23 protein-coding genes and 2 pseudogenes are annotated in these 21685 nt (G+C 60.2%); 11 read left to right on the top strand and 14 right to left on the bottom strand.

Annotated elements, in window-relative coordinates; all coding sequences use genetic code 11:
* The first annotated feature begins 427 nt into the window (after positions 1 to 427).
* On the top strand, positions 428 to 847 hold the full coding sequence (locus ABH944_RS30240) for a DUF5990 family protein (protein WP_404610941.1): 420 nt from the start codon (positions 428 to 430) through the stop codon (positions 845 to 847).
* Positions 848 to 881: 34 nt separating this feature from the next.
* Here the strand turns inward: ABH944_RS30240 and ABH944_RS30235 are convergent, their stop codons facing one another.
* From ABH944_RS30235 to ABH944_RS30225, 3 genes are all read right to left on the bottom strand, one after another.
* Positions 882 to 1715: an AraC family ligand binding domain-containing protein gene (locus ABH944_RS30235; RefSeq protein ID WP_404610940.1), complete on the bottom strand. Its 834-nt coding sequence runs from the start codon at positions 1713 to 1715 to the stop codon at positions 882 to 884.
* Between the two features lie 161 nt (positions 1716 to 1876).
* A complete protein-coding gene (locus ABH944_RS30230; protein ID WP_404610939.1) occupies positions 1877 to 2329 on the bottom strand; it encodes a DUF2000 domain-containing protein in 453 nt (150 codons plus the stop codon).
* 239 nt (positions 2330 to 2568) lie between these two features.
* Positions 2569 to 2847, bottom strand: a complete 279-nt coding sequence (locus tag ABH944_RS30225; protein WP_404610938.1) for a hypothetical protein — start codon at positions 2845 to 2847, stop codon at positions 2569 to 2571.
* 106 nt (positions 2848 to 2953) lie between these two features.
* Between ABH944_RS30225 and ABH944_RS30220 the strand changes: the two genes are divergently transcribed.
* Complete coding sequence (locus ABH944_RS30220) at positions 2954 to 3835, top strand: LysR family transcriptional regulator (RefSeq protein ID WP_404610937.1); 882 nt, start codon at positions 2954 to 2956, stop codon at positions 3833 to 3835.
* Between the two features lie 150 nt (positions 3836 to 3985).
* On the opposite strand, the gene ABH944_RS30215 is transcribed toward ABH944_RS30220, so the two are convergent.
* Positions 3986 to 4900 carry a LysR family transcriptional regulator gene (locus ABH944_RS30215; protein WP_404610936.1) on the bottom strand — a complete coding sequence of 305 codons (915 nt, stop codon included), beginning with the start codon at positions 4898 to 4900 and terminating at the stop codon, positions 3986 to 3988.
* Positions 4901 to 5073: 173 nt separating this feature from the next.
* Between ABH944_RS30215 and ABH944_RS30210 the strand changes: the two genes are divergently transcribed.
* Entirely contained in the window at positions 5074 to 5778 is a 705-nt protein-coding gene (locus tag ABH944_RS30210) for an SDR family NAD(P)-dependent oxidoreductase (protein WP_404610935.1), read from the top strand.
* A gap of 22 nt (positions 5779 to 5800) precedes the next feature.
* Here the strand turns inward: ABH944_RS30210 and ABH944_RS30205 are convergent, their stop codons facing one another.
* The 4 genes from ABH944_RS30205 to ABH944_RS30190 all read right to left on the bottom strand — a co-directional run bounded on the left by ABH944_RS30205 (position 5801) and on the right by ABH944_RS30190 (position 9809).
* Entirely contained in the window at positions 5801 to 6607 is an 807-nt protein-coding gene (locus ABH944_RS30205; protein WP_404610934.1) for an enoyl-CoA hydratase, read from the bottom strand.
* An 11-nt stretch (positions 6608 to 6618) separates the two neighbouring features.
* Positions 6619 to 8262 (bottom strand): acyl-CoA synthetase, encoded by a 1644-nt coding sequence (locus tag ABH944_RS30200; protein ID WP_404610933.1) that lies wholly within the window; start codon positions 8260 to 8262, stop codon positions 6619 to 6621.
* A complete protein-coding gene (locus ABH944_RS30195) occupies positions 8259 to 9401 on the bottom strand; it encodes a flavin-containing monooxygenase (RefSeq protein WP_404610932.1) in 1143 nt (380 codons plus the stop codon). The genes ABH944_RS30200 and ABH944_RS30195 overlap by 4 nt, the downstream gene beginning before the upstream one ends.
* A 63-nt stretch (positions 9402 to 9464) precedes the next feature.
* Entirely contained in the window at positions 9465 to 9809 is a 345-nt protein-coding gene (locus ABH944_RS30190; protein WP_404610931.1) for a hypothetical protein, read from the bottom strand.
* 309 nt (positions 9810 to 10118) lie between these two features.
* Here ABH944_RS30190 and ABH944_RS30185 point away from each other — a divergent pair, with 309 nt between their 5' ends.
* Positions 10119 to 11030 (top strand): transporter substrate-binding domain-containing protein, encoded by a 912-nt coding sequence (locus ABH944_RS30185; RefSeq protein WP_404610930.1) that lies wholly within the window; start codon positions 10119 to 10121, stop codon positions 11028 to 11030.
* Positions 11031 to 11234: 204 nt separating this feature from the next.
* Here ABH944_RS30185 and ABH944_RS30180 read toward each other — a convergent pair whose 3' ends face one another.
* Both ABH944_RS30180 and dapA read right to left on the bottom strand, forming a co-directional pair.
* Positions 11235 to 12410, bottom strand: a complete 1176-nt coding sequence (locus tag ABH944_RS30180; protein ID WP_404610929.1) for a porin — start codon at positions 12408 to 12410, stop codon at positions 11235 to 11237.
* A gap of 115 nt (positions 12411 to 12525) precedes the next feature.
* Positions 12526 to 13398 (bottom strand): 4-hydroxy-tetrahydrodipicolinate synthase, encoded by an 873-nt coding sequence (gene dapA, locus ABH944_RS30175; RefSeq protein WP_404610928.1) that lies wholly within the window; start codon positions 13396 to 13398, stop codon positions 12526 to 12528.
* A gap of 392 nt (positions 13399 to 13790) precedes the next feature.
* Here dapA and ABH944_RS30170 point away from each other — a divergent pair, with 392 nt between their 5' ends.
* Both ABH944_RS30170 and ABH944_RS30165 read left to right on the top strand, forming a co-directional pair.
* Positions 13791 to 14231, top strand: coding sequence for a hypothetical protein (locus ABH944_RS30170; protein WP_404610927.1), 441 nt, complete (start codon positions 13791 to 13793; stop codon positions 14229 to 14231).
* A gap of 123 nt (positions 14232 to 14354) precedes the next feature.
* Positions 14355 to 15275: a PTS sugar transporter subunit IIA gene (locus tag ABH944_RS30165; protein ID WP_404610926.1), complete on the top strand. Its 921-nt coding sequence runs from the start codon at positions 14355 to 14357 to the stop codon at positions 15273 to 15275.
* Positions 15276 to 15332: 57 nt separating this feature from the next.
* Here the strand turns inward: ABH944_RS30165 and ABH944_RS30160 are convergent.
* Together ABH944_RS30160 and ABH944_RS30155 are read right to left on the bottom strand one after the other, a co-directional pair.
* Positions 15333 to 15494: pseudogene (locus ABH944_RS30160) on the bottom strand (epoxide hydrolase); the annotation flags it as partial.
* A pseudogene (locus tag ABH944_RS30155) lies at positions 15486 to 15725 on the bottom strand (epoxide hydrolase); the annotation flags it as partial. The pseudogenes ABH944_RS30155 and ABH944_RS30160, both read right to left, overlap by 9 nt.
* A gap of 197 nt (positions 15726 to 15922) precedes the next feature.
* On the opposite strand from ABH944_RS30155, the gene ABH944_RS30150 reads away from it, so the two are divergent.
* The 4 genes from ABH944_RS30150 to ABH944_RS30135 are packed head-to-tail and all read left to right on the top strand — an operon-like array spanning position 15923 to position 18477.
* Positions 15923 to 16294 carry a GFA family protein gene (locus tag ABH944_RS30150; protein WP_404610925.1) on the top strand — a complete coding sequence of 124 codons (372 nt, stop codon included), beginning with the start codon at positions 15923 to 15925 and terminating at the stop codon, positions 16292 to 16294.
* Positions 16291 to 16413, top strand: a complete 123-nt coding sequence (locus tag ABH944_RS30145; RefSeq protein WP_404659578.1) for a hypothetical protein — start codon at positions 16291 to 16293, stop codon at positions 16411 to 16413. The genes ABH944_RS30150 and ABH944_RS30145 overlap by 4 nt, the downstream gene beginning before the upstream one ends.
* A gap of 7 nt (positions 16414 to 16420) precedes the next feature.
* Positions 16421 to 17161 (top strand): response regulator, encoded by a 741-nt coding sequence (locus ABH944_RS30140; RefSeq protein ID WP_404610924.1) that lies wholly within the window; start codon positions 16421 to 16423, stop codon positions 17159 to 17161.
* A complete protein-coding gene (locus ABH944_RS30135; RefSeq protein WP_404610923.1) occupies positions 17158 to 18477 on the top strand; it encodes an ATP-binding protein in 1320 nt (439 codons plus the stop codon). The genes ABH944_RS30140 and ABH944_RS30135 overlap by 4 nt, the downstream gene beginning before the upstream one ends.
* A gap of 196 nt (positions 18478 to 18673) precedes the next feature.
* Here ABH944_RS30135 and ABH944_RS30130 read toward each other — a convergent pair whose 3' ends face one another.
* Positions 18674 to 19570, bottom strand: coding sequence for a LysR family transcriptional regulator (locus ABH944_RS30130; protein ID WP_404610922.1), 897 nt, complete (start codon positions 19568 to 19570; stop codon positions 18674 to 18676).
* 90 nt (positions 19571 to 19660) lie between these two features.
* Here ABH944_RS30130 and ABH944_RS30125 point away from each other — a divergent pair, with 90 nt between their 5' ends.
* The gene (locus ABH944_RS30125; protein WP_404610921.1) at positions 19661 to 20620 is read left to right on the top strand and encodes an SDR family oxidoreductase; all 960 of its coding nucleotides are present in this window, start codon (positions 19661 to 19663) and stop codon (positions 20618 to 20620) included.
* A 109-nt stretch (positions 20621 to 20729) separates the two neighbouring features.
* On the opposite strand, the gene ABH944_RS30120 is transcribed toward ABH944_RS30125, so the two are convergent.
* Positions 20730 to 21680 (bottom strand): electron transfer flavoprotein subunit alpha/FixB family protein, encoded by a 951-nt coding sequence (locus ABH944_RS30120; RefSeq protein ID WP_404610920.1) that lies wholly within the window; start codon positions 21678 to 21680, stop codon positions 20730 to 20732.
* Positions 21681 to 21685 lie beyond the last annotated feature (5 nt).

Here is a 21685-nt window from a genome sequence, read left to right as displayed (position 1 = left end):
CAAGATCCATGAAGCCTTCCTGAAGTTCGCCGTTTGCCTCATCTGTTGGAGTGCTCTCAAGCGATCTGTTCAGCCTTTTTGAAACCGTCTCTTAGCGAGAGCGTCACACCAGCCCGTTGACGAATCGGATGCCCCCTATGAATAGCGGATGTCTGCTTGCGCGGGGGTGAAGTGCGATATCGGGTCGCTGAGTGGACAGCGCCTTCAGGTTCAGCGACGGTCTGGTGGTTGCCTTTGCCAAGCGCGGCGGACAAAATCGAGGCATTGCGCACGGGACTTGCCGAACGCAACGCGCAGACAAATGCCGAACAGCGTAAGACGGTTGCGAAGGCTGCGGCGGAACCGGACAAACGATTGACGCGGGCCCGGACCGAGCGCGATGCGGCCCACCAGGATGTGAACGGGCGTTACAACATCGAGGAACACAATGGCAGCAGGTCAACAGATCACACTGCGGCTCACGATTGGAGAGCCCGTGCCTGGGGTGGCGTATTCACTGCAAAACAAGAAGAGTGAGCCCCTGGGCATGGTCATCGCCGGAGACCAGCCGCTGTCGTTCGATGTGCAAGTGGAGGTCGCGCCGGGCCCCCGGTTTCTGGGCGAGTTAGTGCGCCGCGACGGGCCCGCGCGGCGCTTCGTGTACATCGCCATAGGTCAACAAGCCGGAGATCCCTCGTCGCCATGGGACCGGCGCGCCAAGATTGATATCCACGATCTCCCGGCCGAGCTGCTGGAGAAAGCGCTTGCCGGCAGCGTGTTGGAGGCCCTCCTCCCAGGCAGGGCCAAGGACGGTGGCCCCGCATGTGCGACCGTACGCCCGCTGGGGTCCTGGAAGCTGGCAGAGTAGCCAGCGGGCCGCGAACGGCAGCAGACCCGCAGCATCACGAGAAGGCGGCCTGATAGACCTTCGGCGTCACGCCGGTCTGCTGCTTGAACACGCGTGTGAAGTGCGGCTGGTCGGCAAAGCCCATTCGCGCGCTCACCTCCGCAATGGGCTTGCCGGCTCGCAGCAACGGCATCGCACCGCGTATGCGCTCCTGCTGCTGGAAGGCATGCGGGCTCAATCCCGCGTCGCGTACAAAGGCACGCAACAGCACGAAAGGCGTCAAGCCAAACTCGCATGCAAGCGTCGACAAGGTCAGGTGTGTGTGAAGGTCGTCGCGCAGGCGGGACTTAACCGCGCGCATCAGCGCCGGCTCGCTGCGCACCAGGGGCATGGCGACACCCCGCCCCGCGTGCCGGGCATGCAAGCCGATGACAGCGCGAGCCAGCGTTTCACTGCGCTTGAAGGAGTCCTCGTCGACCTCGGAGCACCAGTTCACGCCGTAGAGCTGCTGTGATAGTTCAGCGTCGACAACGAACGGAACCGGCATGTCGAAGCGTTCGCGTCGGGGAATGCCGAGCCCCTCGCAATAGGCGGCAAGCGCGGCGGGTTGCACATGGGCCACGCGCATCTTCCATTGCCCATCGCCGGCGGCTGAACCGGCGTGCACCACGTCGGCATCGATGACAATCACGTCGCCCCGGCGGCACACGCGCCGCTGGTCCTGAACCTCGACCGCCAGCGCCCCGCCCGTAATCACTGCAAGGCAATGCGTGTCGTGCGCGTGCGGCGGATAGCGGTGGCCGACGAACTGGCCCTTGAGCATGACGGCGTCCATGACGTCTGGTGCGTGCCAGAGCTTGATCGACTTCGTCGGCCCAGTGGTGTTCATGGTAAGGCTGCCCCGGGAAGTGGCTGGAATATCTCATCATATTCCTCCAGCCGCGGCATCGGCATGCGCGGCTGCTCGCTGAGGCAGACGATGAAGCCGCCCCAACGCTTGAGCGTGTCGACTCGCTGAGCGTGAGAACAGTAAGGCGAGGTTTGCACTCATCATGCGAACAGGGCGAAACCGCCGACCAGTTTGCCGACCTTCTTCTTGGGGCCGACCAGTCCGACCGCCAAGTACTGTAGGGACTCGCCCGGCATCACACGCACCACGTGCAGAAAGGCGTCGTAGTCCACGGTGGCCTGTCCTTGAACAGGAAAGTCGACCACGTCGCAGTGCGCCAGCGATTTCTGCCGCAGCGCATCCAGTTGCTCAGCCGTGGCTTTGAGAACCGGGATGCCAATGGGAATGAGACCCGGGTGCGCCGTGCCGTCCTGCTCTCGCAAGGGTGCTCCGACCAGATGGCTGTGGCGCTGCCCGAGGGTGAACGCCACCACTGCAGCGGCGTTCGAGGCTTTGCCGGGCGAGAGTGCTTCGTCCACGACGATGACGCAACGCTCCGGCTCGGGCGGAGCCTCAATGACGTTAGTGCCGCCTGGTTCGTTTTGTAATAACAAGGCTTCTCTCCGGAAAAGTAAGCGGTGGAGAGAATGCTAGGTAGATTCAGGCCAAAAGTATTGAACGATCTTGCAGCATGCCGAGGTCGTGTTGACGACGATGACACCCTCGAACCTGCGCCTAATTCATGTCCAATGACGTCTCACTCGACAATGACCTTTATTCCGGGCTTCGAATGGGTCCATGCCGGCTTTCCCCGATCCCGGGCGTTTCGCAGCCTGGTCCCGCTTGCATTGCGTCAGTGCGAACAGGCGCGCATTGCCTCGACGACTGCATCCTGCCCCGCCGGAGCCTGGAAAAAAGCTTCCATGAGTGTGTGCTCGTCGTTCATCTTCTTCTGGAAACACGCCTGATCCACGTTACGTGGAGTCATCGCGACATACAGTCCGGCGATGGCCAGAATGATCATCGGCAATCCGGTGAGCGTCAGTGCAGAGACCCGTCGTTTCGCCTCCACATCGTCACCCGGTAACTGCCTGGCTTCAGCGCCCTCGCCGCTTGCCCTTATATCAATCATCTTCTACCCCCGAAGCCTGAGAACTCCGATCTTCGTTCCAGGGATAGAATATGAAAAGTTGAATATCCTGAAACCGACGTTCAGTTTTTCTTAATCTGGTGCTGGTATGAGAGAGATTAGCCTGGACCGCCTGCGCACGTTGGTGACGATCGCAGACCATCGTTCCTTTGCGGAGGCCGCACGTGTCCTGCATCTGGCTGCGCCCACCGTCAGCCTTCACATTCAGGAACTGGAGGAGCGCATCGGTGCTCCGCTGTTGTCCCGCAAGCGGGGACACGTTCAGCCGACAGCAATCGGGGAAACGCTTCTGGCAAAGGCACGGCAGCTTCTGGACGATGCCGGGCAAGCGCTGGACGATGCTCGCCGGCAGGTACAAGGACTGGAGGGACGTGTACGGCTTGGCGCGTCGACCGGCGCAATCGCACACCTGCTGCCGCGGGCCCTCGAAGTGCTGGGGCGGCAACATCCTGCCATCGACGTGCAGATTACGGTGCTGACGTCGAAGGACACGCTTGCTCGCCTGGCGCAAGGGTCGCTGGATGTCGGGCTGGTCGCGCTGCCGCAACCCACGATTGCCGGCCTTGTGATCAAGCCATGGCGCCGGGATCCTGTCATGGCCTTCATGCCGGTCCAGTGGCAATGCCCAGCCCGCGTAACACCCAGGTGGCTCGCCAGCAAGCCGCTCATTCTCAATGACTCGACTACACGGCTTTCACACCTGACCACTAAATGGTTCGCAGCGGGCGGACAACAGCCGGTCGCCCGAATCGAACTCAACTACAACGACGCCATCAGAAGGCTGGTCGCAGCGGGCTATGGAGCTGCGGTGCTGCCTCACGAGGACAGCATGATTCCCGGACAGGATGCGGGCACGACCGTACGGCCGCTACGCCCGGCATTGTGGCGACGACTCGGCATCGCACACTCCAGGCACGTGGAACGCGCGACGCAGCATGTGCTTGACGTGCTGCTGGACCTGGCCTGCTGACTAGTCCGCCGAGGGGGATGAGCGTGTCGCTGTTGAGTCGGCTAGGGGGCCCGGCGCAGATGCTTCAGCTTGTCCGGGTTGCGCACGACATGGATGGCCGGTCTCCACCATGCATTGCTGCCGACAGTGGCAAACGCTATGACTACCGTTTCACAGGGGCAGCCGTTCCCGACATACAGCTAGCATCAGTTGCCGAAGCCAGCGATGAACAGGATCGACTTCTAAACGAGGATGCCACATCTGCGACACCGTGATCTCCCCCGTCTTTACAGGCAGCTCGAAGGCGTAAGTGGTGGCTGTGGCGGATGGGGATGCGCTCAGAAGAGACGCGGGCACGAGCGCTATCAAGTCCGAGCCTCGCGCCACAGCGAGCGCAGCGGGAAAACTCGGAACGACGGCAACAACCGTTCGTTCCAGCCCTAAAGCGGCCAGCGCTTCATCAACTGGTCCGCTTGTGCGACCGTGTCGTGAAGCGACGACATGGCCGAAAGCGGTGTACCGCCCGGCTGTCACCTCGCGCTCCATGGCGAGAGGATGGCCCTGCCGGACCACACCGAGAAAGCGATCCCGGAATAATGCCTGCACGCGCACTTCCGGCCCCATTTCGCTTAGAACACCGATCTCTAGATCAGCGGAGCCGTCTCGCAAGTACGCCGCCGTCTTCTCAAGCTTGGGCGCAAAATGCAACCGCAAGAGTGGCGCAACGGCGGTCACCGCCGCGATCAGTGAAGCACCGAGGGCGTCCACAAAACCGTCGTTGGCGCGAATGGTAAAGGTCCGCTGCAACGTTGAAAAATCCGGTTCCGTGGTTGAGGGACGAAGTACCGCACGTGCCTCATGAACCGCATTCCGAGTGCGTTGACGCAGTGCCTCCGCATGAGGCGTCAATACCATACCGCGCCCCGCCCGAACCAATAGCGGATCACCGGTCACCTCGCGAAGCCGGGTCAAGGTTCGGCTCATTGCCGAAGCACTCAATCCGAGTCGACGCGCAGCACCAACCACGCTGCCGTCCGCAAGCAATACGTCGAGCGCAATGAGTAAATTCAGGTCGGGTTCGGGCATGCCTGATCGTAGCACCAACTGTTCAGACATGGCGTTTGACGCACGTTATAAGTGCAACTGCTGCGTCTTCCGCCATGCCTGTCGCATCGATATATTCCATGTACTGACTCATGACCGGACGCGTGGCACCTCAAAGCCAGGTTCCACAGGATCTCGTTTACAAGGAGCTATCCATGCAAGACACATCGCCGCAGAAAACCATCCTCCTCATCGGTGCATCCCGCGGCCTCGGGTTTGCCATGGTCGAGGAATACCTCAAGCGTGGCTGGCGAGTGATCGCCACCGGAAGAGAAGGCTCAACGGAAAAGCTGAGCCAACTCTCGCAAAGCACCGGGGGTTCGCTTGAAGTTGAAGCAGTCGATATCACGATTCCCGATCAGGTCACCGCGTTATACGGTCGCCTCAAGGATCGGCAACTGGACGTACTTTTCGTGAATGCCGGCGTCAAGAACGACGACTGGCAAACAATCGCCGACGTCTCGACCGAGGAATTTGTACGCGTCATGGTGACTAACTCGCTGAGTCCGATGAGAGTCATCGAGGCGTTTCAACACCTCGTTCGGCCGGCTGGAACAATCGGTGTCATGTCATCCGGGCAAGGTAGCCTCACCAACAACACGAACGGCAATTACGAGGTCTACCGGGGCAGCAAGGCTGCTCTCAACATGTTCATGCGCAGCTTTGCGGCACGCCACCAAAGCGACGCGAAAACCGTGCTATTGATGGCGCCTGGATGGGTCAAGACAGACATGGGCGGTCCTGGCGCACGTTTGAGTATCGACGAAAGTATTCCGAACCTGGTGAGCACGATCGAGGCTTACGAAGGGCGGTCCGGACTGCATTACCTGGACTATCTTGGAAGAGTCGTTCCCTGGTGAGCGGCCGCGAAAGTTTTCAAAGTCACCCCGTCTCGCGCCACCGCGGCGGGCGTTTCTGAATGAACGCCTCGGTTCCCTCGAGCGCTGCTTCGTCCAGCATGTTGCGCGCCATGGTGTCTCCGGCCAGTTGGTACGCTGTGTCGATGCCAGCCTCCAGTTGCCGGTAGAAGAGACGCTTGCCGGCGGCGATCGCCACACGCGGCTTCTCACTGATACTCACCACAAATGCACGAATCGCATCGTCCAGCCGTTCAGGCGTGGCGACGCGGTTCACAAGGCCGCGCTCACAGGCGGTTTGTGCATCGATATAGTCACCGGTCACAAGCATTTCGAATGCAGCCTTGCGAGACAGATTGCGCGAGAGCGGCACACTGGGGGTCGAACAGAACAATCCCAGGTTGACCCCGGACACGGCGAAGCGGGCATCGCTTGCAGCCACCGCCAGATCGCACATTGCGACCAGTTGGCAGCCCGCCGCTGTCGCGACTCCATGCACGCGTGCGATCACGGGCTGCGGCATGCGCTGGATGGTCAACATCATCTGCGAGCAGCGAGCAAACAGGGCCTGGTAATACTCGAACGACGGTTCGGCGCGCATCTCTTTCAGATCATGGCCCGCGCAAAATGCCCTGCCCGCGCCGGCAAGCACAACCACGCACGCATCCGATTCAGCCACTTCGTCCAGGCTGCTTTGCAGCGCGTCGATCAATGCTTCGGACAACGCGTTAAATGCGTCGGGCCGGTTCAGCGTTATCCGCACTGCACCGGGTACGCCGTAGACATCCTGCTCGATGACCACCAGCGGTTCCCGACCTGCCCTTTCGTTCATCTTCGCCTCCGTCATACGTCGATGGCCGCGACCGACCCGGCGCGCTTGCGCAGTTCGAACTTCTGTATCTTGCCGGTCGATGTCTTCGGCAACTCGCAGAACTCCACCGAACGCGGCACTTTGAAACTGGCGAGATGGGCTCTGCAATGCGCGACCAATTCCGCGGCGCTTGTCGTTGCACCCGCCTTCAACTCGACGAAAGCGCAAGGCGTCTCACCCCAACGCGGGTCCGGCTTGGCAACGACGGCGGCCGCGAGTACCGCTGGATGGCGATACAGCACATCTTCAATCTCGATGCTTGAAATATTCTCGCCGCCTGAAATGATGATGTCCTTGCTGCGGTCCTTGATCCGCACGTAGCCATCCCGACTGGCGACCGCCAGGTCCCCGGTATGAAACCAGCCGCCGCGAAACGCTTCCTGCGTGGCGGCCGGGTTCTTCAGGTAACCCTTCATCATGATGTTGCCGCGAAACATGATCTCGCCGATTGTCTCCCCATCCGCCGGCACTGCCTGCAGTGTGTCAGGATCGCGGACCGTCACGGCGTCCTGCAAGTGATAACGCACGCCCTGCCGCGCATTCAGGCGCGCGCGTTCACCTATGTCGAGCGTACTCCATTGCGCTTGCTGCGCGCACACGGTCGCCGGGCCATAAACCTCGGTCAAGCCGTACACATGCGTCAGATCGAAGCCGAGCCGCTCCATTCCTTCGATCATTGACGCAGGCGGCGCCGCGCCGGCGACCATGGCGTGGACACGGTGCCCGATCCCGGCTTTCAATTCATCGGAAGCATTGACCAGCAGGCCATGTACGATCGGTGCGCCGCAATAATGCGTCACCCGCTCGCGGCGAATCAGGTCGAAGATCGTTTTCGCATCGACCTTGCGCAAGCACACGTTGACGCCCGCCCGCGCGGCCACGGTCCACGGAAAACACCAGCCGTTGCAATGGAACATTGGCAGCGTCCACAGGTACACCGCGTGCTTCGGCATGTCCCATTCAAGGATATTGCTGACCGCGTTGGTGTAGGCCCCGCGATGGTGATACACGACGCCCTTCGGAGATCCTGTTGTCCCGGATGTGTAGTTCAGGCAGATCGCATTCCACTCATCGGATGGCGGCGCCCATTCGAATTCAGGATCGCCGCTTGCCAGCAGCGCTTCGTAGTCGAGTTCGCCAATCCGCTCGCCCGGTCCGGCATATTCCGAATCGTCGACATCGATCACCAGAATCGGCCGGTCCACATTCGCGATCGCCTCGCGCATCACGGCGGAGAATTCGCGGTCGACCAGCACCGCTTTTGCTTCGCCATGATTCAGCATGAACGCGAGCGTAGTTGCATCGAGTCGTGTGTTGAGCGTATTAAGGACCGCGCCAATCATCGGGATACCGAAATGAGCCTCGACCATCTCGGGAATGTTAGGCAGCATGGCAGCGACCGTATCGCCAACGCCAATGCCCCTGGTGCTCAACGCGGAGGCCAGACGCCGTGTGCGTGCATAGGTCTGCGCCCAGTCACGTCGCACCGCGCCGTGCGAAATGGCCGGCATGTTCGGATAAACCGCGGCCGCGCGTTCGATGAAGCTCAAGGGCGTCAGGGCTGCGAAGTTGGCAGCGGTTTTATTCAATCCCTCTTCGTACATGTCGTTGCTCATCGCGTCTCCCCTGAGTGGTGCTCGATACGTGTTATTTCGTCTGCAACCCGTTGTGCCTCAATACCGATTTCGCGCAGCATACCGGTCGCCGAGACGATAAACCCACAGTAATGCAGCCCGGATTTTTTCTCGCCGCTGCCTGGCTGCCGCGCTTGCTCAACATCGAGGATATCGCCCTGCGGCGCCAGGAAATAATCGCTTCGTGGGTGAAACCCGGTCGCGGCAACGACTGCGTCAAAGTCCCGCGAACGCCCGTCATCAAACGTCACCTGGGTCTCCCCCATTTCCCGGATGTCTCCGAACACCTCGATATGGCCCTCGCGGATCAGTTTAACTGTACCAATGTCGAGGAGCGGGATTCTTCTCGTGGTCTTGATTTGCGTAAACGGACCCATCGGGAGCTTGCGGAAACCCAGCCGGGCGATGTCTCCAATGCTGAGCCGCACAAGTGGGGCCGCCAGCGCGTCGGCGAGCCGGGCGGGAAGGCGGCTCAACACGATGGAGATTGCGAGTATGGGGATACCGAAGATCTCGCGAGGGACAACGTTCACCGGCCCGCGCACCGCTATTGCCACTCGCGCCCCGTGTTCGTGGAGATCGATCGCTATCTCTCCGCCACTGTTGCCGAAGCCGACGACCAGAACGCTCTGGCCGCGGAATGATTCGCCGTTGCGATATTCGCTGCTGTGCAACATGGGGCCATCGAAGCGCTCCTGCCCGCGCCACCGTGGCAGGTAGGGAACGGCGTTATAGCCGGTGGCCACGACCACCCGCCGCGAATGGTAGACGCTGGCCGGTGTGGTCGTGATCCACCCGGAGTCGTGTGGCCGTACAGTCCTGACCTCTTCGTTGAAATGCGGTACAAGCTCGAAATGCCGCGCATACCGTTCGAGATACTCAATCACCTGCTCGCGCGACGGATAACGTGGGGTGCCAGCCGGAAATGAAAGATAAGGCAGGGTCGAACGGTCGCGGTCGGAGTGAAGGTGCAGCCGGTCATAGTGATGGCGCCAGCTCGAACCGACCTCGGCCGCCCGATCCACAATGATGCAGGACGCTCCCCGCTTCTTCAGGCACGCAGCAACCGCAAGGCCCGCAGGCCCGGCGCCTATCACAAGCGTATCTACCTGGTGTTCCATCTGCGACCTCACGAGGCCGGATTCCCGCAACGCAATGAACTCGATGCACAGACCCCAAGCGTATCAGCGAGCAGACGAGGACGCGCTGCGCGAGCCGGTGCCCGTTGCTGCCGGGCCGCCCACGTTGAACGTAGGCGCGGCCTTTAGCCAGTCCGCGAGTTCAGGGCGTACCGTATAACGAGGTGCGGCCATCCACTCGACCAGATCTGCATGCAGTTGGTTGATTGTGCGCTCGTCGAAGTCGAAATCTTCGTCCAGCCGGCCGCTTTTGTCATGCCGTAAGTGAATGGCCCTGATCTCATGGCCGTCCCAGTAGGCAACCGTCCGGTTGTTGATGTCGGCAGTGGTGCCGGGCGGGCGGTTGCGCAACAGGATGGTCAACGCAGGTTGTATCGATGCGTAGTCCATTTACATATTCCGCTTGGAACACCTTAGAGGTGTGCAGCGCGGAAAAATTCTCATCATAGGATTGTGTTTCTGATAGAAAATTCCGCACGGATACGTGGCGGAAATGGACGGTTTCTGAAGAGTTGCAAAGAGATGCTGAGAGAAATTTCACCTGAACTGAATTTAATTCTCGCTACAAGAAGAAAAACTGGATGCGTACAGTAGAGCGAACTCAACGGCCGGAAATCGTTTTTGGTTCATGCATGAGAGGGGCCGGGGCCGCCTCGCGTTGGCCCTTCTGACAATTCATTCGCTTTGTAGGGATCGGGCATGACGTTTGTTTTAGAAGAAGCACGAACGCGTGTGCATACTGCGTTGACGACAGCGACGGCAATGGCAACCCGGCATCGTCTTATGAAAGTTCAGGGTATCTGGCGGAAAACCCTGAAGCACGCGCTGGCAATCTGCCTCACCTTGCTGCCGGTCGCGGTCATGGCTCAGACAGCACCCCCTCTGCGGATAGCGCTGTTCGCATCGTTCCCGCCAATAGCGTATCGCGTTCCGGAAACCGGGGAGCTCGTCGGCGTGGATGTCGACCTGGCAAACTACGTCGCGAAAAAACTGCACCGTCCGGTTATATGGCAAGACGTGTCTTACGAGCAGGCTATTCCCGCACTGGTAACCAGGCGAGTCGATCTGGCGTTTAGCTTGCTGGATGAGCCGGGCTCACGGAGTCAACTCGACTATGTCGACTATCTTCTTTCCGGCATTCAGGCTTATACGCTTGCAGGCCATAAGCCGATCAAAACACTGACTGACCTGTGCGGTCAGAAGCTCGGCGCCAATCGGCGCAACGGTTTCGGACAGATCATGCGAAGCTGGAGCGACACTCATTGTGTTGCCGCCAGCCGGCCTCCTGTCGCGGTGGAGGAGACCGATGGCACGCAGGCCGCGAGGCTGGAATTGCAACAGGGGCGAGTGGACGCCATCGTTCAGAGCAGCGAGTCCGTACCGTACACCATGGATCTTCAACCGGGAACCTACGTGCGGATCGGCCAGCCGCTGCCGTCTTCCCGGATCGCAATCGGGTTTCCGAAAGGAGCGGACGAGTTGCGTGATCAGGTTGCCGCGGCGCTTCGTGATGCGGTGACGGACGGTACCTACGCAAAGGTACTGGCGAAGTTCAAACTCCTCGACAACTCGGCCGCAAATGTCATTTCGGCCAACGCAACTCAACACTGAAGATGTGCGCCATCCGCCGGCGTCCGGATATCCGGGCGTATTGAAACAACGTCTATAGGAATGTTCAAATGGCCGGGTCGTAAAACTGCTCGGCGACTAAACGTGCTGTTCCAGCGGCAGCGGCGAACCTGCAAAAAAGCGCTGTTCATCGGGAGAGTTGCACTCCCCCGATGAACAGCGGTCCTTCAACGTCATCACGCAGTCTCAGAACGTGTGCTTGACGCCGACAGTGACAGCGACCTGACTGTTTGTCGACGAAGGCGACAGCGTGTTGATGGTGGCGCTGTCAAGCACCGAGCCGGCAGCACCGCCACTAACGTGCTGATAGACGCCTTCCGCATACAAGTCGGTACGCTTGCTGAGCGAGTAATCTGTCTGCAGCGTCACCTCATGCCACCTCGGCGATGACGACGTGCCACCCGTGCTGTATGCGCCGTCAGTGAAGGTATAGGCGCCTGCCAGGCTCAAGGCAGGGGTCAACGCATAACGCGCATTGACCTCGTAGTTGTTCAAGCGCAAGCCACCGTTCAGCGCCACATTTCCCGCGCTACCGGCAAATACGCTAGCCATATTGTCGATCTGCGAATGCGTCCACAGCAAACCGACAGTCGCCGGGCCAAAGGCATAGTTACCGCCCACGCCCCAGATCCGCTGACGCGCTGCGACGAAATCCGCGCTGCCATCGGCTAGTGACACCGCGCCATTGGGATTCGTGCCCAACACACCGCCGCCCGCATTGTTCATCTGCAGATAGGCTGCTGCCACGTTGAACGGACCATGCGCATAGGTCGCACCAAAACCATAGGCACGATTGTTCGAGAAACTGTTTGCATTGTTGCTGAACGAATACGCGCCGCCGAACGTGACACCCGCATAGGACGTACTGACGTACTTGACTGTGTTGTTCAGGCTCAGCGAGTCCGCCGCGAGGTTATCGTTGTTGAATGGATGCGCCGAAAGATTGCCGCCATAACCGCTGCCTGCCGCCGATAACGGGCCGAGATAGTCATTCACCGAATCGAACTGACGGCCGAGCAGCACGGTGCCGAACTGACTGCTTTGCAAGCCCACGTACGCTTGTTCACCGAAGGCATCACCGCTGTTGAACTGCGTACCGTTGTTCAGGTTGAAACCGTTCTCGAGCTTGAATACAGCCTGAAGGCCGCCGCCCAGGTCTTCTGCGCCTTTAAGTCCGAAGACGGTGTTTTCAGTTGCGGAACTCGTTTCCTGCCAGGCGCTGTGGCCGCCCTGGTTGTTCGTGTAGATAAGGCCGGCATCGATTACGCCATACAGCGTCACACTGCTTTGTGCATGGGCTGAAACCACACAACCCGCGGATAAAGCAGCGGCCAGGAAAGACGTATTCAGGGATTTATTCATATTGACAACTCCATGTATTGCGGCGCTGAGCGCGCTTAAAGCCGCTTGCCTCCCGGTCGAAGCTTCGACCGGGCGCAAACAGAAACCGGATATTTAAAAGGGAGAAAGGCCGCGTTCAGGCCATGACCGCAAGCTGCCGGGTGCAGGCATCGAGTGCGATCCGGAGTTGCTCTTTGAGCGTGACTGACGCTTCCATGATCGGCAGGCGAGTCTCGCTTCCAATCAGGCCGTCCAGTGCCAGCGCCGCCTTCACGCCGGCTGGATTGGGCGCACTGAACAGGAGCTTGATGACCGGCTTGAGCGCTTCGAAAAACGCAACGGCATCGTCGGTTCTCTCCGATAGAACCCGTTCATGGATCTCGGCAAGAACATCGGCGAAAAGATGGGCGCTCGTCAGGATGCCGCCCGATCCGCCGGCGATCAGGCAGTCGAGATAGGCGTCGTCGTTGCCGCACAGCAAGCTGATCGGCAGTTGGCCAAGTTTTTGGAAAGTCGCCGGCACGCACGCCTTGATGGCGACGATATTGGCACGTTCGACAAGACGCTCAACCGTGCTTGTCTCGATCGAAACGCCGGTTCGATGTGGCACGTCGTACAAAATGATGGGCCGTTCGGTGACGTTCGCCACCTCGTCGAAGTGCCAGCGAATGCCGTTTTGATCCGGGCAGATATAGGCTGGCGCAGAGACCAGGTACCCGCCGATATCCCAGCGTTCCAGTTCGCGGATTTCCTGCACCATGTCGCGCGTATTCATGCCGCCGACACCCACCACCACCGTCAGGCGCGTCCCGATCACCTCGAACAGGGAGCGCAGGACTTTATGCCGTTCGCTGTGATCGAGCAGCGCCGCTTCTCCGGTCGTTCCCAGTGCGACGAACCCGTTGATCTCCTGGCTCAGGTAACGCTCCGCAAGGCGCTGGAGCGCATCGACGTCGACTTGTCCATCCTTGAACGGCGTGACAACAGGCAACCATATTCCGGACACCATGATCAACTCCGCTGCGCGCGGCGACCGGCTGCGCGCGAAGTAGTCAATGGGTTCACCGCGTTTGAAACCTCTGGCGGGCGCGCGGCTTGCCCGACGTGAATGATTGTTGAGACATCTTCTAACGTCATGATGATTTGCTTCGAGTTCCATTCGATTGCATCAAACGAAGCCTATAGGATCGGGCGTAAATGTCCTGTTAAAAAACACAATTCGCGCGTATAGAACGCAGGGTTTCCGAGCGCGTTTCGAGGCGCGGGACGTCGCGAATAAAAACGGTGTAAAAGCCGATGGGGTTTGCGTACATTCGGCGTAAACGTCGGGTAGCGACGGATTTTTTCCTGCTATAAAGAAGGAATCCTATACTTCAATGGACCGACGACGCCGGAGATTTCATGTCCAAGCAGCGCACAGCAACTAAAGGCCAGGGACGGCATGACGCAACCGTAAAACAGCACAATCAAGGACCGTCGGGCCTGTTCGAAAGAACAATGGTGCCCACGAAGTGGGTCATGCGCATGAGGGGAGCGGTCAAAGTCATTCTGATCGCCGGCGCTATCAATGAACTCCTGAACTCCGTGTTCATGTATGTCGCGCAACAGATCAATCCCGGCTTGCCGCCTGTCACGGCTACCGTATTCAGCTTCACGACGTGTGCAATGGTGGGCTTCTGGTTTCAGGCAGATGCCCGGCGAGCGTATCTTTTCGCTCGCGACAGAGGCTACATAGCACGCGTCGACGCTGCAAACCGGGCACCGCATATCGCGGCCAGCTGTCCCAAACGATGGCTCGTGGTTCTTTACATAGAACTGAATCCGGCTCTGGTCGGCCTGTAGGGTCTGCCCCCTTCCGCAAGGTTGATTTCGATTGTTGAGACAGCGACTTTTTTCGGAATTTTTTACGAAACCTTAACGCCGGTTTTGCTAGCCTTGAAACAGGCAACGAAAAACGGGGGCGGTATGACGCACACATTGGCGGCCCTGCGGGCGCTACTCTCATCGGGCAAGGCTCCGGTCCAGCACCGGCCACCTCGCGCACCCGGCCGCAATGTGATGATGCACATCACGCTTGACGCGCAACACGCCACACCGCTGCGTCAGGCTCTGATCCGTGATTGCGCCGGGCAGCCGTGGACCATTCGCCTTGTGCCTTTGTACGGAACGGACCGCGTCCGTCTGTCGCTCTATCTCCCGAGGGAGGCTGTGAGCGGAGCGATCCAGCGAGTCGCGCATCTGGCGCCGGATGCCGAACTGGGGCAACTGTTTGAGATCCCTCAAACTCCCACCGTGGCCTGGCGGGATTTGATGCATCCCGTGTCTCCTCCGAGTGTCGGCCCGACCGGTCAATCAGACGATACGACTCCTGGAAACGCCCTCGCGCAACTGCTCACCCGGGATCATGTCCTGCTCGGTCTGGGGGCCACTAGCCGCGAGTCGCTTTTCGCGGACCTTGGCCATTTCTGTGAACAACAATTCGGGTTGCCTGCGGCGACCGTGGTTGCGGGCCTTGAGGCACGCGAATCGTTAGGCTCGACCGCGCTGGGTCAGGGGGTCGCCGTTCCGCACGGCCAGATCAAGGGGCTGCGTCGGGCCATGGCATTGTATGTCCGTCCGGCGGCACCGATTCCGTTTGATGCGCCCGACGGAAATCCGGTCAGCGAGCTCGTCGTGCTATTGGTCCCGGAATCGGCAAACAGCACGCATCTGCATCTGCTGGCCGATGTAGCGCAGCGCTTCTGCGACCACCACTTCCGGGAGCAGCTCCATGCTTGTTCCGACGCACAGGCCGTGTGCCGGTTGTTCGTTGCCTACAACGCACCGGATGCCGGTTTGTCCCGTCGTCCTCCTGCATCGGTCAAATCATTTGGCAGGGGCCGATAGATTGTTGCGCCCATCACGCTGAGGTGAACGGTCGGCCGGCAACGGGCATATGGTTCGTCATGTGCGCAGTGGTCTCAAGCCCGCCCGAACCTCCTCTGCAAATAACTGCGGCTGTTCCCATGCGGCGAAGTGCCCGCCTTTATCCACCCGGTTGTAATAGATACGGTTGTGATACGCCCGCTCCGTCCAACTCCGCGGTGCCTGATAGTTCTCAGGCCACCTGGTCGCTTTGATGTGTCTTCGCAAATCGATCAGTTGCGACTCCGGCACGTGGACACGAAGTGGACGAATGGCGGTCTTGTCGCCGCTCGTCGATTGGGCAACCTCGGTGACTGCCTGGTCAGGTTCTGCAAAGGCGAGCTGACTCAATGAGCCGGCGGCAACGGTCGCCGCGGCGACACTGACAAAACGACGGCGAGACGACGATTGGCGAACGGTGTTGTCCGACATAAAATCTCCGATTGGCGATAACGCTTGGCATGAGCGTATTGGACTGCGCGGATGTATCCCGTTTGTGTCGCCAAGGCGGCTTGGGTGCAATGTTGTATGTCAGGAGACCGTCCAGATACATTGCGATACAAAGCGTCGCGTTTATTGGGCTATAAAGCAGGGGCTATAAAGCAGCCATGCCTATTGCGGAGAGCCACATGAATACCGAACTGCTGCGCGGATCCTGTCATTGCGGGACCGTGAAATTTGAAGTCCGTACTGCCGTCGTCCCTGCTGCGCGTTGCAATTGCAGCCTGTGCCGGCGCAAGGGCGCGCTGATGACGCCGGCGTTCGCCGCGGCCGAACTGATGATCCTGCAGGGTGAGGAAGCGCTAACGCTCTACCAGTTCAATACGCGCACGGCGAAGCATTACTTCTGCAAGCATTGCGGCATTTACCCGTTCCACAAGACGCGTACGGATCCGCGGCTGTGGCGTGTCAACGTGGGTTGCCTGGACGGTATCGACCCGTATACGCTGGAAGCCGGCGTCGCGAATGGCGCCAGCCTGTCCTTGGTGGAGGAGGCATGAGACGACTCATGGCAATTCTCGCCTTCCTGGCGGGCGGGTTGGCAGCAGAGCTGGTGCACCCGGTACGCTGCTCGCTTGTCAACGTGAACCAGGTGCGCATCAACCGTCGGAGGGATTGATCCATTGATGGAAAACACCGACCATGTGCTGATCGTCGACGACGATCGCGGTATCCGCGAACTGCTTGCCACCTATCTCGAGAAGAACGGCATGCGCGTTTCACTGGCCGCCAACGGCCGCCAGATGCGCGCAGTCCTTGAGCAAGGTGCGCCTGATCTGATCGTGCTTGACCTGATGATGCCCGGCGAAGACGGCCTCGTGCTGTGCCGGGAATTGCGTGCCGGCAAGTTTTGCGCGGTGCCGGTATTGATGCTGACAGCCCGCAGCGAGGAGGCGGATCGCATTGTCGGGCTGGAAATGGGCGCCGACGATTACCTGGCCAAGCCGTTTGCAGTGCGCGAACTGCTGGCGCGCATCCGCTCCGTGTTGCGCCGCACCCGTATGCTGCCGCCCGGCATGCAGGTGACGGAAACCGCACCGATGATCCGCTTCGGCGACTGGCGGCTCGACACTACAGCACGCCATCTGCTCGATGCCGAGGGCACCATGGTGGCCCTGAGCGGCGCGGAGTATCGCTTGCTGCGCGTCTTCCTCGATCATCCCCAGCGCGTGCTCACCCGGGATCAATTGCTCAACCTGACCCAGGGACGCCAGGCCGATCCGTTCGACCGCTCGATCGATCTGCTGGTCAGCCGCTTGCGGCAGCGCCTGCAGGACACAGCGCGCGAGCCGCGCTACATCAAGACGCTGCGCAGCGAAGGTTACGTATTTTCAGCGGCCGTGGTCATGATCGAAGGCAACCCATGAAACTGAATGCGTTGCTGCGCTGGCCGCGCACGCTGTTCGCGCGGCTCGCCCTGATTCTCTTTGTCAGCCTTGCGCTGGTGCAAACGCTTTCGGTCTGGCTCACCGTGACGGAACGGGACCAGACCATGACCAACGTGATGGTGGGTTACATCGAACGCGAGGTCACCAGCTCCGTCGCGCTCCTTGATCATCTGCCGGCCAACGAACGTGCTGAATGGCTGCCAAGGCTGGCACGGCGCACCTATAGCTTCATTCTCGGCCCGGGCATTCCCGGTGCCGCCCCGAACGCACAGCTATCAGCGAGGGTGGCTCAATCCATCGCAGACGGCATTGGCAAGCGCTATCCGCTAACGGTCAATGCCGTCCCGGGTGAACCCGAGCGCCTGCAAGTCCATCTGCAGCTGAGTGACGGCACACCCCTGACAATCGACTACCGCCCCATGCCGGGCGCGCCACTGTCGCCGTGGTTGTCGTGGCTGCTCATCCTGCAACTGGTAGTGCTGGCCGCCTGCTGCTGGCTGGCGGTACGGCTGGCGACACGCCCACTGAGTCACTTGGCGCGAGCGGCCGATACCCTGGGCCCCGACCTGAAGGCGGAGCGCCTGCCCGAAGACGGACCGGACGAAGTGGCGCGCGCGGCGCGGGCGTTCAACGCCATGCAGGATCGAATCAGGCTATACATGACCGAGCGCCTGCAGATCCTCGCGGCGATTTCGCACGACCTGCAAACGCCGATTACCCGCATGCGGCTGCGCCTCGACGTGATGGACGACAGCCCGGAGGGAGCAAAGCTGCAGCAGGACCTGCAGGAGATGGAGACGATGGTCAAGGAAGGCGTCACGTACGCACGCACCATGCACGGCGCCAGTGAGGCGCCCCTCCGGATCGATCCGGACGCGCTGTTCGACAGCCTCGTGTTCGACTATGTCGATGCCGGCAAGGAAGTCTCGCTGCAAGGGCGAATTGACACTGCGCTGGTGACGCGCCCTCAGGCGTTGCGCCGAATCGTGGGCAACCTGGTGGATAACGCGTTGAAGTTTGGTGGCGCAGCCGAGATCAGGGTCGCCGCCTCGCAGGATGGGCACGTGACGGTCTCAGTGCTCGATCGCGGGCCGGGTATTCCGGCTGAGTCGCTGGAAGCGGTGTTCGAACCGTTCTATCGGCTGGAAGGATCGCGCAATCGGGGAACCGGCGGCACCGGGCTAGGCCTTGCGATTGCGCGGCAACTCGCTTTGGCGATGGACGCGGCCTTGTCATTGCATAACCGGCCCGACGGTGGCCTGGAAGCCAGGCTTCTGTTGAAAGGCATCAGCTAAGGTCCGACAGCGGGCGACTTCCTTAAGAAAAATCAGCATGGGGATGCGACAACGGGAGGATATCGGCAAGCGCCGCATTCTCTCGACGCCAGCGCCGCCGAACGCGAGTTGGAAACCGTCGGCTGACCGCTGGGAAAAAGTTCGCGGCTTAGGGACTTAGGGACTTAGGGACTTGGTCAAGAAATATGCGTTTTCCCTAGGCCGAGTGAACATATTCATCCAGTCCCTTAGCCAGGGCGGCAAACGCGGCCTTACAACTCGGGTTGTCGCGCAAGTCTTCATGCATGGCAAGCCAGGTATCCAGCCGAAGCGATATCTTCTTGGGGAAAAGACGAATCAGATCAGGGTCCCGGCGTGCAAGCCCCACCTGACACATGCCAACACCAAAACCCGCCCGCAACATTGCCAGCGAAGCCAGATCACTGTCCGTGCGTAACGCCATCATTTCCCGGCGAATCTCCGGTAGCTGGGGTTTCATGCTGCGAATAAACGCGGTTTCCTTGTCGAAACCGATCAGCGCATGGTTAGCAAGGTCGTCAATATTCTCCGGCTTGCCACGTCGTTCCAGATAACGCTTGTGCGCGTGGAGCCCAAGCTCGACGTCACCTATCCGGCGTGCAATCAACACGCCCTGGCTGGGCCGCTGCATCCGGACCGCTATATCCGCTTCGCGCTGCAGCAGGTCTTCAATGCGGTTGGACGGCATCAGTTCAATGACCAGTTCAGGGTAAGCGGCGTGCAGCGCAGTGATGATAGGCGGCAGCACTTCCACGCTAATGACGTCGCTGGCAGTGATGCGGATGGTGCCGCGGACTCCCACACCCTGACTCGATGCGGCCCGCAATAGCGCAGCACTGTTCGATTCCAGCGCTTCGGCAAACGGCTTCAATGCCAGTGCTTCCTGCGTAGGGCTAAGGCCCTGTTGCGTACGGATAAAAAGCGCATAACCCATGATTTGCTCAAGCGCGTCCACATGACGCCCTACCGTAGGCTGAGTCAGTCCCAGCGCACGCGCCGCCCCCGAGAGCGAACCCTCGCGCACGACGCCCAGGAAAGTCCGGTAGAGGTCCCAGCCAGGTTCAGTGTCAGTCATACAAAAATGTATATCAGCTCCATTTGTATCGATAATTTCATTTAACTGCCGCCTGCGCAAGAATAATCGCCATGACATCAGGAGGCAAACATGACAGACATTCGCACGGCATTGGTTTTGGGAGCGACCGGCGGCATAGGTGGCGAAGTGGCGCGGCAACTTGCTGCGCGTGGCTGGAAGGTACGCGCGTTGCATCGTAACCCCATGGCGCTGACTAACCGCGACGATCGATTCGAATGGATCAAGGGCGACGCGATGAATCGTCAGGACGTGATTGAAGCCGCGGACGGCGTGCAGTTCATTCTCCACGCGGTCAATCCACCGGGATATCGCAACTGGGCCGAACTCGTGCTCCCCATGATCGACAACACCATCACCGCGGCGCAGGCATCAGGCGCGAGGATCGTGCTGCCCGGCACAGTCTATAACTATGGCCCGAACGCATTCCCTGTGTTACGCGAATCGTCGCCTCAGGAACCGCTCACGCATAAGGGCGCAATCCGCGCCGAGTTGGAGCGCCGCCTGCAGGCAGCAAGCTCGAAGGGCATACGCAGTCTCGTTGTCCGGGCAGGTGATTTTTTCGGCCCTGGCAGTACCGGCAATAGCTGGTTTTCAGCGGGCCTCGTCAAACCGGGCAAACCCGTTCGCGCCATGTTCTACCCGGGCAAGTCCGGCGTTGGACATCAGTGGGCCTATGTGCCCGACGTAGCGCGAACCATGGTGCGCCTGATCGAGCAGGAAGACAGACTACCCGTGTTCGCGGCGTTTCACATGCAGGGGCATTGGGACGCAGACGGCACGCGGATGATCGGCGCAATCAAACGCTCGGTCGGCCAGCCCGCAGTGAAGGTGCGCGCGTTCCCGTGGTGGATCCTTCCGCTCATGTCGCCATTCTCCGAGATGTTTCGCGAAATGCGGGAGATGCGCTATTTGTGGAAGGAGCCCATACGCATGGAGAATGCTTCGCTGGTGACTACGCTTGGCGAGGAACCGCACACGCCCTGGGACGAGGCGGTCAAGACCACGCTGAGCGCGCTGCACTGCATCTGATCCGTCCGGCATGCATGCTGTATCGCGGCCGTGAGTTGTGCACCGGTCGAACCCGTTGCGTGCATGCCCTGATAGCTCATTACCGTTTTTCAGGGCCGTCTAACCTGACCTATGCGTTCAATTCGCGGACTAGCGAAGGAACGCAATCAAACAGGTCACCAACCAGACCATAGTCCGCGACGCTGAAAATTGGCGCCTCTGCATCCTTGTTGATCGCGACAATGACCTTGGAGTCTTTCATACCGGCCAAATGCTGGATCGCACCGGAGATGCCTACCGCTACGTACAACTCCGGCGCGACGATCTTGCCCGTCTGACCGACCTGGGAATCGTTGGGTGCATAGCCCGCGTCGACAGCGGCGCGTGACGCACCCATTGCCGCGCCGAGTCGGTCCGCCAGCGGTTCCAGCACTGCCTTGTAGTTCTCGCCGCTGCCGAGACCCCGGCCTCCCGACACAATAACGGCCGCCGACGTCAATTCCGGACGGTCCAGCTTCGTCACTTCGCGGCTCACGAATTGCGAGAGGCCCGCATCAACGGTTGCCTCAATTTCCTCCACCGACGCACTGCCGCCAACCGATGCGGCCAGATCAAAACCCGTCGCACGAACCGTGACCACTTTCACCGGGTCGTTTGACTGCACCCGCGCCACGGCATTGCCCGCATAAATCGGCCGCTCGAACGTGTCGGGCGCAACGACCGAGATGATGTCGCTGATCTGTGCCACGTCGAGTCGCGCCGCAATGCGCGGTGCGATGTTCTTGCCGTAGGCAGTAGCGGGTAAAAGGATATGCGAGTAGTCCATTGCAATGTTCAGCACGGTCGCTTCGACGTTCTCCGCGAGACCGTCGGCCAATTGCGCGGCGTCAGCGAGCAGCACCTTTCCGACACCTGCAACCCTCCCCGCCGCCTCTGCCGCAGCGAGCGCACCGTATCCAGCAACAAGCACGTGAATCGGTTGATTGGTGAATGTCGCTATGACGGCGGCCGCCCCAATCGTATTCAAGGTTGCCGCCTTAAGCGATGCACCGTCATGTTCAGCAATTACCAGAACCGGCATGTCAT

This window comes from Caballeronia udeis, assembly GCF_044909315.1.
In the GTDB taxonomy this organism is placed as follows: domain Bacteria; phylum Pseudomonadota; class Gammaproteobacteria; order Burkholderiales; family Burkholderiaceae; genus Caballeronia; species Caballeronia udeis_A.
The sequence above is the reverse complement of the archived record's forward strand: the minus strand, read 5'-3'. Positions and strand labels throughout refer to the sequence as shown.

Bases quoted from the DNA above. Each gene is read 5' to 3' on its own strand.
- ABH944_RS30240 (WP_404610941.1), top strand. From the start codon at position 428: ATGGCAGCAGGTCAACAGATCACACTGCGGCTCACGATTGGAGAGCCC.
- ABH944_RS30235 (WP_404610940.1), bottom strand. From the start codon at position 1,715: ATGAACACCACTGGGCCGACGAAGTCGATCAAGCTCTGGCACGCACCA.
- ABH944_RS30225 (WP_404610938.1), bottom strand. From the start codon at position 2,847: ATGATTGATATAAGGGCAAGCGGCGAGGGCGCTGAAGCCAGGCAGTTA.
- ABH944_RS30220 (WP_404610937.1), top strand. From the start codon at position 2,954: ATGAGAGAGATTAGCCTGGACCGCCTGCGCACGTTGGTGACGATCGCA.
- ABH944_RS30215 (WP_404610936.1), bottom strand. From the start codon at position 4,900: ATGCCCGAACCCGACCTGAATTTACTCATTGCGCTCGACGTATTGCTT.
- ABH944_RS30210 (WP_404610935.1), top strand. From the start codon at position 5,074: ATGCAAGACACATCGCCGCAGAAAACCATCCTCCTCATCGGTGCATCC.
- ABH944_RS30205 (WP_404610934.1), bottom strand. From the start codon at position 6,607: ATGAACGAAAGGGCAGGTCGGGAACCGCTGGTGGTCATCGAGCAGGAT.
- ABH944_RS30200 (WP_404610933.1), bottom strand. From the start codon at position 8,262: ATGAGCAACGACATGTACGAAGAGGGATTGAATAAAACCGCTGCCAAC.
- ABH944_RS30195 (WP_404610932.1), bottom strand. From the start codon at position 9,401: ATGGAACACCAGGTAGATACGCTTGTGATAGGCGCCGGGCCTGCGGGC.
- ABH944_RS30190 (WP_404610931.1), bottom strand. From the start codon at position 9,809: ATGGACTACGCATCGATACAACCTGCGTTGACCATCCTGTTGCGCAAC.
- ABH944_RS30185 (WP_404610930.1), top strand. From the start codon at position 10,119: ATGACGTTTGTTTTAGAAGAAGCACGAACGCGTGTGCATACTGCGTTG.
- ABH944_RS30180 (WP_404610929.1), bottom strand. From the start codon at position 12,410: ATGAATAAATCCCTGAATACGTCTTTCCTGGCCGCTGCTTTATCCGCG.
- dapA (WP_404610928.1), bottom strand. From the start codon at position 13,398: ATGGTGTCCGGAATATGGTTGCCTGTTGTCACGCCGTTCAAGGATGGA.
- ABH944_RS30170 (WP_404610927.1), top strand. From the start codon at position 13,791: ATGTCCAAGCAGCGCACAGCAACTAAAGGCCAGGGACGGCATGACGCA.
- ABH944_RS30165 (WP_404610926.1), top strand. From the start codon at position 14,355: ATGACGCACACATTGGCGGCCCTGCGGGCGCTACTCTCATCGGGCAAG.
- ABH944_RS30150 (WP_404610925.1), top strand. From the start codon at position 15,923: ATGAATACCGAACTGCTGCGCGGATCCTGTCATTGCGGGACCGTGAAA.
- ABH944_RS30145 (WP_404659578.1), top strand. From the start codon at position 16,291: ATGAGACGACTCATGGCAATTCTCGCCTTCCTGGCGGGCGGGTTGGCA.
- ABH944_RS30140 (WP_404610924.1), top strand. From the start codon at position 16,421: ATGGAAAACACCGACCATGTGCTGATCGTCGACGACGATCGCGGTATC.
- ABH944_RS30135 (WP_404610923.1), top strand. From the start codon at position 17,158: ATGAAACTGAATGCGTTGCTGCGCTGGCCGCGCACGCTGTTCGCGCGG.
- ABH944_RS30130 (WP_404610922.1), bottom strand. From the start codon at position 19,570: ATGACTGACACTGAACCTGGCTGGGACCTCTACCGGACTTTCCTGGGC.
- ABH944_RS30125 (WP_404610921.1), top strand. From the start codon at position 19,661: ATGACAGACATTCGCACGGCATTGGTTTTGGGAGCGACCGGCGGCATA.
- ABH944_RS30120 (WP_404610920.1), bottom strand. From the start codon at position 21,680: ATGCCGGTTCTGGTAATTGCTGAACATGACGGTGCATCGCTTAAGGCG.